Source organism: Streptomyces parvus (genome assembly GCF_014648875.1).
Lineage (GTDB): Bacteria > Actinomycetota > Actinomycetes > Streptomycetales > Streptomycetaceae > Streptomyces > Streptomyces parvus.
The window spans coordinates 1-15,917 of record NZ_BMRY01000002.1; the positions used below are offsets into that span (position 1 = coordinate 1).

Genomic DNA, 15,917 nt, shown 5'->3' on the forward strand with positions numbered 1-15,917 from the left:
ACGGCGCGAACACCTCCCCGGCAAACTCCTCCAACCGGCCCCTGCACGAAACGAGTTCATCCACCCTCATACCAGCAGGAAACCACCAGAGCGACTACTTGCCCAGAGACGTAACAAAGCCCTACTAGGACCAGCGACCCCGCCCTTCCGCCGTTTTGTCGCGTAAAGGTGATTTGCTCCTTCTTCAGTGCTGCGTGCGCCGTCGCGCGTTTGGTCCCGTCGTTCCGGGGGACCCGGCCCAGCAGCCGGGCGGCCGGTCCCGGGACCGCGTGCGCGCCGCCCGCAGAGACGCCCACCCCGCTGACCAGGAGGACCCGATGGCACCCCCCAACGCCCCCGAAGCGACGGACGGCCCGGACCGTGGCCGCGATCCACGACTGGCCCCGCCCCTGGCCGAGGCGGCGGGCTGGGGGCCGCTCGACGTCCGCGCCGTCGACACCGTGCGGGCGCTGGCCGCCGACGCCGTGCAGAAGGCGGGCCACGGCCACCCGGGCACCGCGATGAGCCTGGCCCCGCTGGCGTACCTGCTCTTCCAGCAGGTGATGCGGCACGACCCGGCCGACGACCAGTGGATCGGCCGCGACCGCTTCGTGCTCTCCTGCGGCCACTCCAGCCTCACCCTCTACATCCAGCTCTACCTGAGCGGGTACGGGATGGAGCTGGACGACCTGAAGGCGCTGCGCACCTGGGGGTCGATCACCCCCGGCCACCCCGAGTACGGCCACACCCGGGGCGTCGAGATCACCACCGGGCCGCTCGGGCAGGGGCTGGCCTCCGCCGTCGGCATGGCCATGGCGGGCCGCCGGGAGCGCGGGCTCCTCGACCCCGACGCGCCCGCCGGCACGAGCCCCTTCGACCACCACGTGTACGTCGTCGCCTCCGACGGCGACCTGATGGAAGGCGTGACGTCCGAGGCCAGTTCGCTCGCCGGACACCAGGAGCTCGGCAACCTGATCGTCTTCTACGACTCCAACCACATCTCCATCGAGGACGACACGGACATCTCCTTCAGCGAGGACGTCACCGCCCGCTACGCCGCGTACGGCTGGCACGTGCAGACGGTCGACTTCACCCGGACCGGTGATTACGTCGAGGACGTCGACGCCCTGCTCGCCGCCGTCGAGGCGGCGAAGAGCGAGAGCGGCCGGCCCTCCCTGATCCTGCTGCGCACGATCATCGGCTGGCCCGCGCCCACCAAGCAGAACACCGGCAAGGCCCACGGCTCCGCGCTCGGCGACGACGAGGTCGCCGCCACGAAGAGGCTGCTCGGCTTCGACCCGGACGCCGACTTCACCGTCGAGGACGACGTACTGGAGCACGCCCGCGCGGTCGTCGAACGCGGGGCATCCGCCCACCGCGCCTGGGAGCCCCGCTACCAGGTGTGGCGCGCCGCCCACCCCGAGCGCGCCGCACTCCTCGACCGGCTGCGGGAACAGAAACTGCCCGAGGGCTGGACCGACAGCCTGCCCGTCTTCGACGCCGACCCCAAGGGCATCGCCACCCGCAAGGCCTCCGGCGACGTTCTCACCGCGCTGGCGCCCGTACTGCCCGAACTGTGGGGCGGTTCGGCCGACCTCGCCGGGAGCAACAACACCACCATGGAGGGCGAGCCGTCCTTCGTACCGGAGGGGAAACAGACGGGCGAGTTCCCGGGCAACCCGTACGGCCGCACGCTCCACTTCGGCATCCGCGAGCACGCCATGGGCGCGACCCTCAACGGCATCGCGCTCCAGAGCCTCACCCGCCCCTACGGCGGTACGTTCCTGATCTTCAGCGACTACATGCGCCCCGCCGTCCGGCTCGCCGCCCTGATGAAGCTGCCGGTCACCTACGTCTGGACCCATGACTCCATCGGCCTCGGCGAGGACGGCCCCACCCACCAGCCCGTCGAGCAACTGGCCGCGCTCCGCGCGATCCCCGGCCTCGACGTCGTACGCCCCGCCGACGCGAACGAGACCTCCGTCTGCTGGCGCACGGTCCTGGAGCACCACGACCGGCCCGCCGGACTCGCCCTGACCCGGCAGCCGCTGCCGGTCCTGGAGCGGGGCGCCGGCGACGGCGCGTACGCCTCCGCCGAGGGGGCGGCGCGCGGCGGCTACGTCCTCGCCGACAGCCGCGGCGACACCCCGGACGTCATCCTGGTCGGCACCGGCTCCGAGGTCCACATCGCTCTGGAGGCAAGGGAGTTGCTGGCCGCCGACGGGGTTGACGCGCGGGTGGTCTCGATGCCCTGCCGCGAGTGGTTCGCCGACCAGCCGTACGCCTACCAGGACGAGGTGCTGCCGCCGGAGGTCCGGGCCCGGGTGAGCGTCGAGGCGGCCGTCGCCCAGGGCTGGCGGGACGTGGTGGGCGACGCGGGCCGCATGGTCAGCCTGGAGCACTTCGGCGCGTCCGCCGCCTACCAGCGCCTGTACGAGGAGTTCGGCATCACGGCGGACGCGGTCGCCGAGGCCGCCCGGGACAGCATCCGCGCGGCAGCCGGGCCCGTCCGGCCCGGCGGGGAGCGGCCCGGCGCGACCCCGACCGAAGGCGGCACCGGGGACGCCGGTTAGGCCCCGGCCCCGCCCGGCCCGCACCGAAAGACCCATCCCGATCGATCGACGTACACAGGAACAGGAGCCCCATGTCCCCCGCACGTACCCCCCGCTACACCGTGCCCGGCCTCGGCGTCGACGAGGGCCGTCAGGTCATCGACCTCCTGACGCTGCGCCTGCACGCGCTCAACGACCTCGCGCTCACCCTCAAGCACATCCACTGGAACGTGGTCGGACCGCACTTCATCGCCGTCCACGAGATGCTCGACCCGCAGACCGCCGCCGTACGGGACATGGCGGACGCCGCCGCCGAGCGCATCTCCGCCCTCGGCGGCGAGCCGAACGGCACGCCGGGCGCCCTGGTCAGGGAGCGCACCTGGGACGACTACAGCGTCGGCCGCGCCGACGCCATCGCCCACCTCGGCGCCCTGGACCTCGTCTACACCGGGATCATCGAGGACCATCGCGAGGCGGTCGAGAAGGCCGGCGAGATCGACCCCGTCACGGAGGACCTGCTCATCGAGCACCTGCGCGGCCTGGAGCAGTTCCAGTGGTTCGTCCGGGCCCACCTGGAGTCCAGCTCCGGCACCCTGTCGAACGCCGGAGCCGACACCGAGGAGGCGGCGGCCGAAGCCGCGTCCCCGAAGCGGGCCGCCGCCAAGCGCACCCCTGCCAAGAAGACGGCGCTGCCCGCCCCGGCGAAGAAGACCGCGGCGAAGAAGACCGCCAAGAAGGCGGTGAAGAAGACGACGGCGAGCCGGCGCACCACCCGCTGACACCTGCTACGAAGGGGCGGTCGGCCCCGACGCTTCGCCCGAGCTCCGTCGTCGGCCGCCCCCTACCCCCGCAGATCCTCCCTGGCCTGCACCGCGATGTCCGGGAAGTCCGTCACCACCGCGTCCACGCCCCGCCCGTAGTGGAAGGCGTACTCCGCGAACGCGTCGCCGAACGCGTTGGGGTCGGTGCCCCGGCGGTACGCGGCCGGGAGGTACTGGTTCTCCGCCCGGAAGGTGTACGCGCCGACCTTCAGGCCCGCCGCGTGGGCGTCCGCCAGCAGGGTGTTCGGCGGGACCAGCGAGGACTTGTCCGGGCCGATCCAGTCGGCGTACGAGGCGATCTCGCGCAGCCCGGCCGGGGTCATCATGTCCCGGTAGGTGATCCCGTGTCCGTACGGGCCGCCGCTTGTGCCCAGCGCCTGCCACAGCGGGAGGCCCAGGCGGGCGGCGGCCACCCGGCGCAGGCTGCCGGGCTCGAAGGACTGGACGACGCAGTCCCGGGCGGTCAGCCGGTTGCGGCGGATCACCCGGATCAGCTCCTCCTCCAGCGGCAGCCCGATCGAGCGGAAGTACGTCGGGTGCTTCGTCTCCGGGAACACCGCGATCCGCCGGCCCGACTCCCGTGACAGCCGCCGGGCCAGGTCCACGACCTCCTGGAACGTCAGCACCCGGCCCCGCCCGTCGAAGACCGTGTTGCGGTTCCGGACCAGCGGCAGCCGCTCCACCGTGCGCAGCGTCCGCAGCTCGCGCAGCGTGAAGTCCTCGGTGAACCAGCCGGTCACCGCCTTGCCGTCGACCGTCTTCGTGGTGCGGCGGTCCGCGAACTCCGGGCGCTCCGCGACATCCGTCGTTCCGCCGATCTCGTTCTCGTGCCGCACGACCAGGACATGGTCCTTCGTCGGTACGAGGTCCGGCTCGATCCAGTCGGCCCCGGCCCGTACGGCATAGGTGTACGCGTCGGCGGTGTGCTCGGGCCGCCAGCCCGCCGCCCCGCGATGCCCGATGACCAGGGGGCCCGACGGGCGGTGGGGGTGACGGTCGCCGACGGGGGCGGCGAGCGCCGGGGCGGTGGCCGCGGCGGTGACGGCCGCGGTGGCCAGGAGGATCGAACGGCGCCTGGGGGCAACGGACATGACGTCTCCTCGGGTGGGGTGAGCCATCACCGAAGCGAGAACGGGTGACGGCCCGGGGTACGGCGCCCGGCCCTGCGATGTCCTGTCGGCCACGGGTGCGCGCCGCGCCGGGGTCCGGCGCCGGAGCGCGAGAGGCCGGAACGCCGAAACGCCGGGTCCGCCCCGATCGTACGAGGAGGAGCCCGGCGTTCGTAGAGGCCTCGCGCGAGCCGAGCGTGCGGCAGCCTTGCCGTAACTACCGGCGCTGCGCCGGGATTTCAGCCGCGGTGCCGATGTCGGTGCCGGTGCCGGTGCCGGTGTCTGTGTCTGTGTCTGCCCCCGTGCCCGTGCCGTCGTCGGTTCCCTCGTCGCCCCGCCGCCGCTGACGCAGCAGGCCGAGTCCGATCAGTGCCAGCGTCAGCGCCCCCGTGGCCAGCAACTGGTCACGGGTGTCCGGCTGGCGCAGCATCAGCAGGAAGATGCCCGCCATGGCCGCCAGCGCGACGATCGTGCCGACCGGGAAGAACCACATGCGGACGACCAGTGTCTGAGGAGCCTCCCGCTCGGTGCGCCGGCGCAGGATCAGCTGCGAGACCGCGATGAAGATCCACACCACCAGGATCACCGCGCCGATCATGTTCAGCAGCCAGGGGAAGACGTCGTCCGGCCGCCAGTAGCTGAGCAGCACGCACAGGAACCCGAATACCGAGGAGAACATCACCGCGTTGCGCGGTACCCCGGAGGAGATCCTGCCGAGCACCGACGGGCCCTGGCCGCGGGCGACCAGCGAACGGGCCATCCGGGACGCGCCGTAGATGTTGGCGTTCATCGCGGAGAGCAGCGCGATGAGGATGACCACGTTCATGATCTGCGCCGCGCTGCCGACGCCCAGGTGGTCGAGCATCGCGTAGAACGGGCCGACCTCGGCGACCTTCGGGTCGTCCCAGGGGACCAGCGTGACGATGACCGCCATCGAGCCGATGTAGAAGACCGCGATGCGCCACATCGCCGTACGGACCGCCTTCGCGACGCCCTGCACGGGGTTCTCGGACTCGGCCGCCGCGATGGTGACGGTCTCCAGACCGCCGTACGCGAAGACGGAGGCGAGGAGTCCGATGATGAAGCCGTCCATGCCCTTCGGCAGGAAGCCGCCGTCACCCGTGAGGTTGCTGAGGCCGGGCGCGTCCGTGTCCGGCAGGACGCCGAAGATCGCCAGCAGACCGAGCACCAGGAACAGCGTGATCGCGATGACCTTGAGCGCGGCGAACCAGAACTCGAACTCGCCGAAGTTCTTCACCGCGGCCAGGTTGGTCCCGAGGAAGATCACCATGAACAGGGCGACCCAGGCCCACTCCGGGGTCCCCGGCAGCCAGCCGCTGACGATCTGCGCGGCACCGATGCCCTCCAGGCCCACGGCGACGCAGAGCAGGAACCAGAAGGACCAGCCCGCGGTGAACCCGGCCCACGGGCCGATCGCCCGCTCGGCGTGCACGGAGAAGGAGCCGGACGCCGGGTTGGCGGCCGACATCTCGCCGAGCATGCGCATCACCATCATGACGAGCAGCCCGGATATGGCGTACGCGATGATGATCGAGGGTCCGGCGGCGGCGATCCCCGCGCCCGAGCCGACGAAGAGCCCGGCGCCGATCACCCCGCCGAGGGCGATCATCGAGAGGTGGCGCTGCTTGAGGCCGTGAGTGAGCGCGGAGTCCGCCGAGGGCCCTGCGGGGGCCGCGGAGTCTGCGGTGGGGGGAGACGCGGAGGTCCGAGGCATGGACGAGCTCTGTTCGTTAGCTGAGACAAGGGGACGAACCCACAGTCTGAGCATCCGTACCGCTCACACGGAATCACTGTCCGCTATACGGTCACCAGGCTCACACAAGGTGCACACCTGCCTACCGATCGGTCAACGCCGAGGACTCTCGACTGGCTCTGCGGTCCCGCCACTCACGCCCCACCGCCACCAGCAGCACCAGCGCCGTCGCCCCCGCCGACCACAGGACCTGCGGCCGGGCCGCGTCGTCGGTCAGCATCAGCAGCAGCACGCCCAGCAGCCCGGCCAGCGTCACCCAGGTCAGATACGGGAACCACCACATCCGCAGCGCGAGCGCGTCGGGAGCCTCCTGTTCCAGGCGGGCGCGCAGCCGAAGCTGGGAGGCGGCGATCAGCGCCCAGACGAACAGCAGCACCGCGCCGACCGAGTTGAGCATGTAGAGGAACACGGTGTCGGGCCACAGCAGATTGAGCAGGACGGAGACGAAACCGAAGGCCACCGACGCCAGCACCGCCCGCCTCGGCACACCTCCCGTCTGACCGGAGGAGCCTTCGGCGCCACCACCCTCCGCCCCGGCCTTCCGGGACACCTTCAGCAGCCCGCGCGGCGCCTCCCCGCGCTCCGCCAGCGAGAAGATCATGCGGGAGGAGCCGTACAGATTGGCGTTGAGCGCGGAGAGCAGCGCCACGAACACCACGATGTTCATGATCTGCCCGGCCGACGGCACCCCGATCGCGTCCAGCACCTTCACATACGGGCTCAGCCCGGCCTGCTGCGCGGTCCACGGCAGCACGGTCACGATCACCAGCATCGAGCCGACGTAGAAGAAGAGGATCCGCACCACCGCGCTGCGCACCGCCCGCCCCACCGCACGCGCCGGGTCGTCCGTCTCGGCGGCGGCGATGGTGACAACCTCCAGCCCGCCGAAGGCGAACACCACGGTCAGCACCCCGGAGACGACCCCGCTCCAGCCGTTCGGCAGGAAGCCCCCCTGCCCGGTCAGGTTGGTCGTCCCGACCGGGTCGGTGTCCGGGAGCAGGCCGAAGACCGCCAGCCCGCCGAGGACCAGGAAGACCAGGATCGCGCCGACCTTCAAGGAGGCGAACCAGAACTCGAACTCGCCGAAGTTCTTCACCGCCGTCAGGTTCGCCACGGTGAACACCACCATGAACAGCAGCACCCACGCCCAGGGTTCGACGCCCGGCACCCAGCCGTGGGCGATCTGCGCCGCCGCCGTCGCCTCCACGGCGAGGACCACCACCAGCAGGAACCAGTACAGCCAGCCGACGCTGAACCCGGCCCACCGCCCGAGCGCCCGCTCCGCGTGCACGGAGAACGAACCGGAGGCGGGCATCGCGGCCGACATCTCGCCCAGCATCCGCATCACCAGCATCGCGAGCGCCCCCGCGATCAGATACGAGACGACGATCGCGGGCCCCGCCACCGCGATCCCGGCGCCCGAGCCCACGAACAGCCCCGCCCCGATCACCCCGCCGAGCCCCAGCATCGTCAGATGGCGCTGCTTGAGCCCGTGCGACAGCGGCTCGGCGGGGGCGGCGGGCGAGGTGGCGGCAGGGCCGGGGGGAGGGGTGGGGGGAGCCTCGTGCATGGGGTGCGGTTCACTCTCGGATGATTTATGGGGAACCTACAGTCTGAGGCCGTGGTCGCTCTCCCGCCAAAACGGACCCTCACCCGCCCGACCTCCGTGACGAGCGTCACGCGGGAACGTGATTGCGCCGCTGGCTTTGTGTGAATCCCACCAATCCGTCAACCGCCGCTTTGTGGGCGGCTGATGGTGAACGAGCGTTGACCTGTGGACTAACGTCGGCGGGAGCCCGACCCCACCCCGAACGCCGGGGGCCGCCCCGGCCCACCTGCCCTCACCCGCGGAGTCCCGATGAGCACTGCTGCCGCCCCCGTCCGCTCCGGAGCGGTCCTCGCCGACCTGCTGCCCGCAGCCCGGCACCGTTACGCCGTGGACGCGGCCCTCGTCCTCGGCGGCGCGGCCCTGACCGGCATAGCGGCCCAGATCGCCGTCCCGGTCCCCGGCTCCCCGGTCCCGGTCACCGGCCAGACCTTCGCCGCGCTCCTCATCGGCACCGCGCTCGGCGCCCGCCGCGGCTTCCTCTCCCTCGCGCTGTACGCCCTCGTCGGCATGGCCGGCATGCCGTGGTTCGCGGAGGCCGGCTCGGGCTGGAGCATGCCGTCCCTCGGCTATGTCTTCGGCATGCTCCTGGCCGCCACCGTCGTCGGCGCCCTCGCCCGCCGCGGCGGCGACCGCTCGGTGTTGCGCACCGCGGGCACGATGGTCCTCGGTTCCGCCATCATCTACGCCATCGGCGTGCCCTACCTGGCGCTCTCCACCGGGATGTCGATGAGCGCCGCCGTCGCGGCCGGCCTCACTCCGTTCCTGATCGGCGACGCCCTCAAGGCGGCGCTGGCCATGGGCGTCCTGCCGGCCACCTGGAAGCTGCTCGGCCACCGCGGCTGACCGGCCTCAGCCCTCGTAAGACCCCCCGAAGAGGCCCGCCGGATCGTACTGGGAGACCAGTCCGGCGAGCCTCTTCGCCGTTTCCGGCTCATGGAAACCGGCCGTACGGTCCCCGCCGCCGAAGCAGAAGTTCAGCGACCGTCCGAGCACGCGCGGCCCCAGGACCCCGGACACCTCCCCGTACAGCGCGCGCACCGACGCCACGTCCGTACCGTCCAGCGGCGACAGCAGCCGCAGCAGGAAACCCGCGTCCCCGTAGGGCACCGCGCTCGCCGGCTCCGGCCGCCCGGCCAAAGCCCCGCCCAAGTGGTTGAGCTGCACCACGTTCATCATCGGCGCCCCCGGCCCGGTCAGCTCCAGCACCCGCGCGGCCCGCGCCGCGTCCAGCTCCCGGAGCATCAGCCCCTCCCCGTAGTACGCGTGCGGGAACGGCGGGTCGTTGTGGATCGTCGGGCTCTCCGTGTACGGCATCTCCCGGAACGTGTCCTCCAGGGCCGGCCCGATCGCACGCAGCGGGGCCACCAGCCGCTCGCCCTCGGCCGCGTCCCCCGTGAACGCGACCCGCACCGAGACCACGTACCGCCCGCGCACCTCCTCCGGCACCTGCGGCAGGTCCGGGTAGGGCAGCGCGGACAGGGACGACGTCAGGGTCTCCGGAACGGTCCGGGTCCACTCCAAGTAGTGGGCCATCACCTCGGCCGCCCGTTCCCCGTCGAAGGCGATCGCACCCCCGTACAGCCGCTCCACCGTGACGAGGCCGATCTCCAGCGAGGTCACCACTCCCAGCCGGCGCCCGCCGCCGCGCAGCCCCCAGAACAGCTCCGGCTCGCGCTCCGGTGTGACCCGGCGCAGGGCCCCGTCGGCGGTCACCACCTCCAGCGCCCGGACCTGGTCGGCGGCGTACCCGAACTGCCGGGCCAGGATGCCCAGTCCGCCGCCCAGGGTGTACGAGACCGCGCCCACCGAGGGCGAGGAGCCGTTGAGCGGGGCGAGACCGTGCGGGGCCGCCGCAGCGGTCACCGCGCCCCAGGTCGCGCCCGCGCCGATCGTGGCGGTGCGGGCGACCGGGTCGACGGTGACGGAGTCCAGGCCGCTGGTGACCACCAGGACGCCGCCCTCGACCGCCCCGGGCAGCCCGTGCCCGGTGGCGTGCGCGGTCAGACGGAGCCCGCGCCCGGCGGCGTACGCCACGGCCTCCCGTACGTCGTCGGGGGTACGGGCCTCGACCAGCCGGTCGGGGCGGATCGGGAAACCGGTCTGGAAGGTGGCGGGGGTGACGGAGTCCGATGATGCGGAAACCATGAGGGGAGGCTCTCCTTCGCTCGCGTTCTGCGCGGTACGAAGAAGAGCCTCCCCGGGAAACCTGACAACCTCCGTCAGGTATCGATCACTTCTCGACGGCCTTGCGGTCGCGCATCTCCCGGACCAGCGAGATGCCCACCACCAGGGCCGCGACCAGCAGCGACAGCACGACCTGCTCGCGGGCGGTGTCGTCGGTCAGCATGTAGACGAGGATGAAGGAGATCGCCGCGATCGTCGCCCAGGTGAGGTACGGGAAGAGCCACATCCGTACGACCAGCCTGCCCGGGGTCTCGCGGAGGATGATCCCGCGCATCCGCAGCTGGGTGAAGCAGATGACCAGCCACACGAAGAGCGCCACCGCGCCGGAGGAGTTCAGCAGGAACTGGAACACCGTGTCCGGCCACTGGTAGTTGAAGAACACCGCCACGAAGCCGAAGACGACCGAGGACAGGATCGCCGCCTGCGGCACCCCGCGCCGGTTGACCTTCGCGAAGGACTTCGGCGCGTCGCCCCGCTCACCGAGCGAGAACGCCATCCGGGAGGCCGTGTACAGGCCGGAGTTGAGGCAGGACAGCACGGCCGTCAGCACGATGAAGTCCATGACGTTGCCGGCCTGCGGGATCCCGATCGAGTCGAGGGCGGCGACATAGCTGCCCTTCTCCTGGATCGACGGGTCGTTCCACGGCAGCAGCGTCAGCACCACGAAGATCGAGCCGAGGTAGAAGACGGCGATACGCCAGATCACGCTGTTGGTGGCCTTCGACACCGCGCGCTGCGGGTCGGAGGACTCGCCCGCGGCCAGCGTCACGATCTCACTGCCCATGAACGAGAACACGACCATCAGCACACCGGTCAGGATCGCGCCGGGACCCTCGGGGAAGAACCCGCCGTTGTCCGTCAGATGGGCCAGCCCCGACCCCGGGTTGTCCGAACCGGGCAGCAGCCCGAAGACGGCGAGGAAGCCGACGACCACGAACGCGGCGATCGCCACGACCTTGATCCCGGCGAACCAGAACTCGAACTCCCCGTAACTGCCCACCGAGACCAGGTTGGTGGCGGTCAGCACGACCATCACGATCAGCGCCCAGGCCCACTGGGGCACGCCCGGGATCCAGTTCTCCAGGATCGCCGCGCCCGCCGTGGCCTCGACGGCGAGCACCACGACCCAGAAGAACCAGTACAGCCAGCCGATGGAGAAACCGGCCCAACGGCCCAGCGCCTGGTCGGCGTAGGCGGAGAACGAGCCGGAGCTCGGCCGGGCGGCGGCCATCTCGCCGAGCATCCGCATCACGAGGACGACCATCAGGCCGACCATCGCGTACGAGATCAGGATCGCCGGACCGGCGGCCGCGATGCCCGCGCTCGATCCCACGAAGAGCCCGGCGCCGATCACGCCGCCGATCGCGATCATCGAGAGGTGGCGGTTCTTCAGGCCTGCCTGAAGCCCGCCCGACGAGTCCGGCCGGTCCGGCTCACCGGGCTCCTGGCCCGGCTTCGCCAGCGTCGTCTGCGACGTCATGGGGGGATTCCTTACCTTTTCGAGCATGAGGGTGTGCCCTGCTCCGCCGTGGGGTGATGCCGTGGGGTGTGCGAAGACAAGGCCACGCATTCAAGCTCGATCCAAGGCGGAAGGGGAACCCCCTCTTTCGGATCGTTTGCCAATTCATTGCCCGAGTGGTGTTCACCACATGAAATCGGGTCCGGGCCTGCGAATCATCGAATCGGGGCCCGGGCCCGGCCGGTGACCGCCCCGTGACGGTTGCCCCGCCGAGTTCGTGCCACACTTCGCACCATGCGCGTGTATCTCGGATCCGACCATGCCGGCTACGAACTCAAGAACCACCTCGTCGAGTGGCTCGGCGCTCACGGCCACGAGGCCGTCGACTGCGGCCCCCACATCTACGACGCCCAGGACGACTATCCGCCGTTCTGCCTGCGGGCCGCCGAGAAGACGGCCGCCGACCCGGACAGCCTCGGCATCGTGATCGGCGGCTCCGGCAACGGCGAGCAGATCGCCGCCAACAAGGTCAAGGGCGTCCGCGCCGCACTGGCCTGGAGCGAGCAGACCGCCGCGCTGGGCCGCGAGCACAACAACGCCAACGTCGTCGCGATCGGCGGCCGGATGCACACGGTCGAGGAGTCCACGAAGTTCGTCGAGATCTTCCTCTCCACGCCGTACTCGAACGAGGAGCGCCACACGCGCCGCATCGAGATGCTCTCGGCGTACGAGAACACCGGCGAGCTCCCCCCGATCCCGGCCCACCACCCGCAGCAGGGCTGACCCCGCTCCCGCCCCTTCCCGTGCCGCCGGGTCCCGGACCCGGCGGCACGGTCATGTCACCGCCGCCGCCACCGCCGCCGCCACCGGCCACCCGTCGCCGGCACCGTCACCCGCTGTCGCACATCGCAGGAGCCCGCCGTGCCCGAGGGACACACCATCCGCCGCCTCGCCGACGACCACACAGAGCGGTTCGCCGGCGCACCGGTCCGGGTGAGCAGTCCGCAGGGCAAGTTCTCCGACAGCGCGGCCCTCCTCGACGGGCACACCCTCACCGCCACCGACGCCCACGGCAAGCACCTCTTCCTCGGCTTCGGGGACATCGGCTGGGTCCACATCCACCTCGGCCTCTTCGGCAAGCTCGGCTTCGGCGCCGCCCCGCCCCCGCCGCCCACCGACACCGTCCGCCTCCGCCTGGTCAACGCCGGCCACCACGCGGATCTGCGCGGCCCCACCACCTGCGCCCTGATCACCGGGCCCGAGAAGCGCGCGATACACGAGCGCCTGGGGCCGGACCCGCTGCGCGGCGACGAGGACGGGGAGCGGGCCTGGCAGCGGATCTCCCGCAGCCGGACCACCATCGCCGCCCTGCTGATGGACCAGAAGGTGATCGCCGGCGTCGGCAACGTCTACCGCGCCGAGGTCCTCTTCCGCCACGGCATCGACCCGTACCGCACGGGCCGCGACCTCACCCGCGCCGAGTGGGACACGGTCTGGGCGGACCTGGTGGAGCTGATGCGCGTAGGCGTCCGCAACAACCGCATCGACACCGTCCGGCCCGAACACCTCCCCGAGGCCATGGGCCGCCCGCCCCGCAAGGACGACCACGGCGGCGAGGTCTACGTCTACCGGCGCGCCAACCTGCCCTGCCACATCTGCGGTACGGAGATCCGCACCGCGGACCTGGTCTCCCGCAACCTCTTCTGGTGCCCCCGGTGCCAGCCCACCGGCCCCTCCGACGGCGTAAAAGGCTGAAAACCGCCCGAAGAAGACCGGCGGGAACGCGCGGACGACCCCATTTCGAGCGCATTGTCACCGGGGTCCCCCTGCACCGGAGGCGTTCGGGTGGATAGGGTCCCGGAAGTGGCCCGTAGCGGAGGAACAGACGACTTCTGGGCCCGGTGGCGAAGAAAGATGCACCGGGCCCGTATCGGGCTGCGCAAATCCGGGGTCGACTACTTCCGCGGCGACGGCTCCGACTGGATCGCCCTGGCCGGTCTGCTGCTGACGATCCCGGCCATCACCTTCGCCACCGTCGTCAGCCCGGTCTGGATCGACCCGGCCGCCCTCGCCCTGCCCATCGTGGCGGGCGGCCTCCTGCTGCGCCCCTCCAGCCTGCTGGGCCTGTACGCCGCGGCCGCCGGAGCGCTGATCGTCGAGGCGCTCACCCTCGGCCCGTATCTGGACGGCCCCGCCCGGGTCACCCCGGGCACCGTGCTCGTGGTCGCCGCCTGCGGATTCTTCGGGCTGATCCTCGCCCAGTTCCGGGCCCGGGTCGGCGTGCCCTGGCGGCGCGGCGGCACGATGCTCTTCGACCTGCGCGAACGCATCCGGGTCCAGAGCTCCCTGCCCCGGCTGCCCCAGGGCTGGCACCGCGAGATGGCTCTGCGCCCGGCCGGCGGCCAGTCGTTCTCCGGGGACTTCGTCGTCGCGGCCCGCACCCACGGGGGCCGCACCCTGGAAGCCGTCCTCACCGACGTCTCCGGCAAGGGCATGGACGCGGGCTCCCGGGCCCTGCTGCTGTCCGGCGCCTTCGGCGGGCTCCTCGGCTCGCTGCCCCCGCACGCCTTCCTGCCCGCCGCCAACGGCTATCTGCTGCGCCAGGACTGGGACGAGGGGTTCGCCACCTCCATCCACCTGGTGCTGGACCTGGAGTCGGGCGACTACGAGATCTACTCGGCGGGCCATCCGCCCGCCCTCCAACTGCACGCGGGCAGCGGTCAGTGGGAGGAGAAATCGGGGGAGGGGCCGTTGCTCGGCGTCTACGACGGGGCCGAGTTCGACGCGGTGAAGGGCTCGCTCGCGCCCGGCGACGTCCTGATGCTCTTCACCGACGGTCTGGTGGAGGCCTCCGACCGGGACATCGCCGAAGGCATCGACCGGCTGACGGGCGAGGCCGACCGCTATGTCTCCACCGGTTTCGAGGGCGCGGCCTGGCATCTGATCGAGGCCTGCGCCAAGGACGTCAACGACGACCGGGCACTTCTGCTGCTCTCCCGCCGGGCCTGAGCCTCCCAGGGGCCGGACGGACCCCGGACGGCGGAGAGGCGCCCGTCACCCGGTGGGCCGGGTATCGGGGCGCCTCTCCGCCGTTCCGTGGTGCTCAGCAGGTACCGGTCAGACCGACACCGGGACCTGGTCCTGATCCTGGTGGTCGTCCTTCCTGCGGCCGCCCGGCAGGATGCGGGCCAGCCAGTGCGAGCGTCCGGCGGCCAGCGGGGCGAGGACGGCGAGGAGGAGGACGTAGCCGGCGATGAACGGCGAGAGCCGCTCGTCCAGTCCGGCGGCCGCCGCCATCGTGGCCAGGATGAGCGCGAACTCACCGCGGGCGACCAGCGTGGTCGCGATGTTGGACGTGGCCTGCGCGCCGAAGGAGTACACCTTGGCCGCCGCGAGGCCGGCCGCGATGTTCATGGCGAGCGTCAGCACCACGGCCGCCACCACGGGCCACAGCACGCTCGGCAGGTCACCCGGGTCGATGGAGAGGCCGAAGGCGAAGAAGAAGATGGCGCCGAAGGCGTCCCGCAGCGGGTGGACCAGCTTGAGGATGCGGTCGCCCGACGAGGTGGAGCCGAGCATCAGGCCGACCATGAACGCGCCGATCGCGTCGGCGACGCCGAACATCTCGGAGACCCCGGCGACGAAGACGGCCACACCCAGGAACGAGATGACGAGGAGCTCGTCGTCCTTGGTGTTCATGAGCTTGCCGATGAGCTTCGTACCGAACCGGGCCGCCAGCGCGAGCAGCAGCAGGAAGCCGAAGGCCTTGCCGCCGTCGACCAGCGCGGCCGAGAGGCTGTCCGCACCGGACAGGATCGGCTGGAGCGCGGCGAGGTACAGGGCGAGGAAGATGTCCTCGACGACGATGATGCCGAGGATCGGGCGGGTCTCCGGATTACCGATGCGCCCCAGGTCCACCAGGATCTTGGTGACGATCGCGGACGAGGAGATACCGAGGACACCGGCGAGGACCAGCGCCTCCGAGGTGCCCCAGCCCAGCGCGAAGCCGAATATGAGACCGGCGCCGACGTTCAGGACGAGATACGTCCCGCCCGCGATGGCCATCTTCCGGCCACCCGTCCTGAGGTCGTCCATGTGGAACTCGAGCCCCAGGTAGAAGAGCAGGAGGACGAGTCCCAGCGCGGAGAGCATCTCCAGGTCGTGCGGGTTGGAGAGGAGCGTGTACCCGGGGGTGTGCGGGCCGAGGAGGATCCCGGCCAGGATGAACAGGGGGATCGTCGGCAGCCCGATACGGCCGCCGAGGCGGGCGAGGACGGCAGCGGCCAGGAAGGCGCCGCCCATGGCGAGAAGGGTGTCTGCGTGTCCGATGAGCCTGGTCCTTCAGGGTCGGTCAAGAGCTGGTCAAGGGGGCATCAAGAATCCATCAGTAATTAGTTTACCGAACGATTGAGGCTGCAACTATAGATCCG

General features: G+C 71.3%; 12 protein-coding genes. 6 read left to right on the top strand and 6 right to left on the bottom strand.

What is annotated here, in order from left to right; all coding sequences use genetic code 11:
* Window positions 1-317 precede the first annotated feature (317 nt).
* Both tkt and IE140_RS06195 read left to right on the top strand, forming a co-directional pair.
* Window positions 318-2,552: a transketolase gene (gene tkt, locus IE140_RS06190; RefSeq protein ID WP_189460173.1), complete on the top strand. Its 2,235-nt coding sequence runs from the start codon at window positions 318-320 to the stop codon at window positions 2,550-2,552.
* 71 nt (window positions 2,553-2,623) lie between these two features.
* Window positions 2,624-3,310 carry a Dps family protein gene (locus tag IE140_RS06195; protein ID WP_030721185.1) on the top strand — a complete coding sequence of 229 codons (687 nt, stop codon included), beginning with the start codon at window positions 2,624-2,626 and terminating at the stop codon, window positions 3,308-3,310.
* 62 nt (window positions 3,311-3,372) lie between these two features.
* On the opposite strand, the gene IE140_RS06200 is transcribed toward IE140_RS06195, so the two are convergent.
* The 3 genes from IE140_RS06200 to IE140_RS06210 all read right to left on the bottom strand — a co-directional run bounded on the left by IE140_RS06200 (window position 3,373) and on the right by IE140_RS06210 (window position 7,805).
* The gene (locus tag IE140_RS06200; RefSeq protein ID WP_150198368.1) at window positions 3,373-4,443 is read right to left on the bottom strand and encodes a glycerophosphodiester phosphodiesterase family protein; all 1,071 of its coding nucleotides are present in this window, start codon (window positions 4,441-4,443) and stop codon (window positions 3,373-3,375) included.
* Window positions 4,444-4,678: 235 nt separating this feature from the next.
* The gene (locus IE140_RS06205; protein ID WP_167533597.1) at window positions 4,679-6,196 is read right to left on the bottom strand and encodes an amino acid permease; all 1,518 of its coding nucleotides are present in this window, start codon (window positions 6,194-6,196) and stop codon (window positions 4,679-4,681) included.
* A 121-nt stretch (window positions 6,197-6,317) separates the two neighbouring features.
* Entirely contained in the window at window positions 6,318-7,805 is a 1,488-nt protein-coding gene (locus IE140_RS06210) for an amino acid permease (RefSeq protein WP_189460175.1), read from the bottom strand.
* A gap of 288 nt (window positions 7,806-8,093) precedes the next feature.
* Here IE140_RS06210 and IE140_RS06215 point away from each other — a divergent pair, with 288 nt between their 5' ends.
* A complete protein-coding gene (locus IE140_RS06215) occupies window positions 8,094-8,687 on the top strand; it encodes a biotin transporter BioY (protein ID WP_150194946.1) in 594 nt (197 codons plus the stop codon).
* 6 nt (window positions 8,688-8,693) lie between these two features.
* Here IE140_RS06215 and IE140_RS06220 read toward each other — a convergent pair whose 3' ends face one another.
* On the bottom strand, window positions 8,694-9,989 hold the full coding sequence (locus IE140_RS06220; RefSeq protein WP_150194948.1) for an FAD-binding oxidoreductase: 1,296 nt from the start codon (window positions 9,987-9,989) through the stop codon (window positions 8,694-8,696).
* Between the two features lie 85 nt (window positions 9,990-10,074).
* Window positions 10,075-11,508 (bottom strand): amino acid permease, encoded by a 1,434-nt coding sequence (locus IE140_RS06225; protein WP_093438055.1) that lies wholly within the window; start codon window positions 11,506-11,508, stop codon window positions 10,075-10,077.
* A gap of 273 nt (window positions 11,509-11,781) precedes the next feature.
* Between IE140_RS06225 and IE140_RS06230 the strand changes: the two genes are divergently transcribed.
* The 3 genes from IE140_RS06230 (at window position 11,782) to IE140_RS06240 (ending at window position 14,496) form a co-directional block, all read left to right on the top strand.
* Window positions 11,782-12,270 carry a ribose-5-phosphate isomerase gene (locus IE140_RS06230; protein ID WP_010062974.1) on the top strand — a complete coding sequence of 163 codons (489 nt, stop codon included), beginning with the start codon at window positions 11,782-11,784 and terminating at the stop codon, window positions 12,268-12,270.
* 138 nt (window positions 12,271-12,408) lie between these two features.
* Window positions 12,409-13,242 (top strand): Fpg/Nei family DNA glycosylase, encoded by an 834-nt coding sequence (locus IE140_RS06235; RefSeq protein WP_150194950.1) that lies wholly within the window; start codon window positions 12,409-12,411, stop codon window positions 13,240-13,242.
* A gap of 159 nt (window positions 13,243-13,401) precedes the next feature.
* Window positions 13,402-14,496 carry a PP2C family protein-serine/threonine phosphatase gene (locus IE140_RS06240; protein ID WP_202468201.1) on the top strand — a complete coding sequence of 365 codons (1,095 nt, stop codon included), beginning with the start codon at window positions 13,402-13,404 and terminating at the stop codon, window positions 14,494-14,496.
* A 108-nt stretch (window positions 14,497-14,604) separates the two neighbouring features.
* Here the strand turns inward: IE140_RS06240 and IE140_RS06245 are convergent, their stop codons facing one another.
* Window positions 14,605-15,789: a cation:proton antiporter gene (locus IE140_RS06245; protein ID WP_150194952.1), complete on the bottom strand. Its 1,185-nt coding sequence runs from the start codon at window positions 15,787-15,789 to the stop codon at window positions 14,605-14,607.
* Window positions 15,790-15,917 lie beyond the last annotated feature (128 nt).

Excerpts from the sequence above, each read along its gene's own strand:
- IE140_RS06245 (WP_150194952.1), bottom strand. The coding sequence starts at position 15,789 with ATGGGCGGCGCCTTCCTGGCCGCTGCCGTCCTCGCCCGCCTCGGCGGC.
- IE140_RS06215 (WP_150194946.1), top strand. The coding sequence starts at position 8,094 with ATGAGCACTGCTGCCGCCCCCGTCCGCTCCGGAGCGGTCCTCGCCGAC.
- tkt (WP_189460173.1), top strand. The coding sequence starts at position 318 with ATGGCACCCCCCAACGCCCCCGAAGCGACGGACGGCCCGGACCGTGGC.
- IE140_RS06195 (WP_030721185.1), top strand. The coding sequence starts at position 2,624 with ATGTCCCCCGCACGTACCCCCCGCTACACCGTGCCCGGCCTCGGCGTC.
- IE140_RS06230 (WP_010062974.1), top strand. The coding sequence starts at position 11,782 with ATGCGCGTGTATCTCGGATCCGACCATGCCGGCTACGAACTCAAGAAC.
- IE140_RS06225 (WP_093438055.1), bottom strand. The coding sequence starts at position 11,508 with ATGACGTCGCAGACGACGCTGGCGAAGCCGGGCCAGGAGCCCGGTGAG.
- IE140_RS06220 (WP_150194948.1), bottom strand. The coding sequence starts at position 9,989 with ATGGTTTCCGCATCATCGGACTCCGTCACCCCCGCCACCTTCCAGACC.
- IE140_RS06200 (WP_150198368.1), bottom strand. The coding sequence starts at position 4,443 with ATGTCCGTTGCCCCCAGGCGCCGTTCGATCCTCCTGGCCACCGCGGCC.
- IE140_RS06205 (WP_167533597.1), bottom strand. The coding sequence starts at position 6,196 with ATGCCTCGGACCTCCGCGTCTCCCCCCACCGCAGACTCCGCGGCCCCC.
- IE140_RS06240 (WP_202468201.1), top strand. The coding sequence starts at position 13,402 with ATGCACCGGGCCCGTATCGGGCTGCGCAAATCCGGGGTCGACTACTTC.
- IE140_RS06210 (WP_189460175.1), bottom strand. The coding sequence starts at position 7,805 with ATGCACGAGGCTCCCCCCACCCCTCCCCCCGGCCCTGCCGCCACCTCG.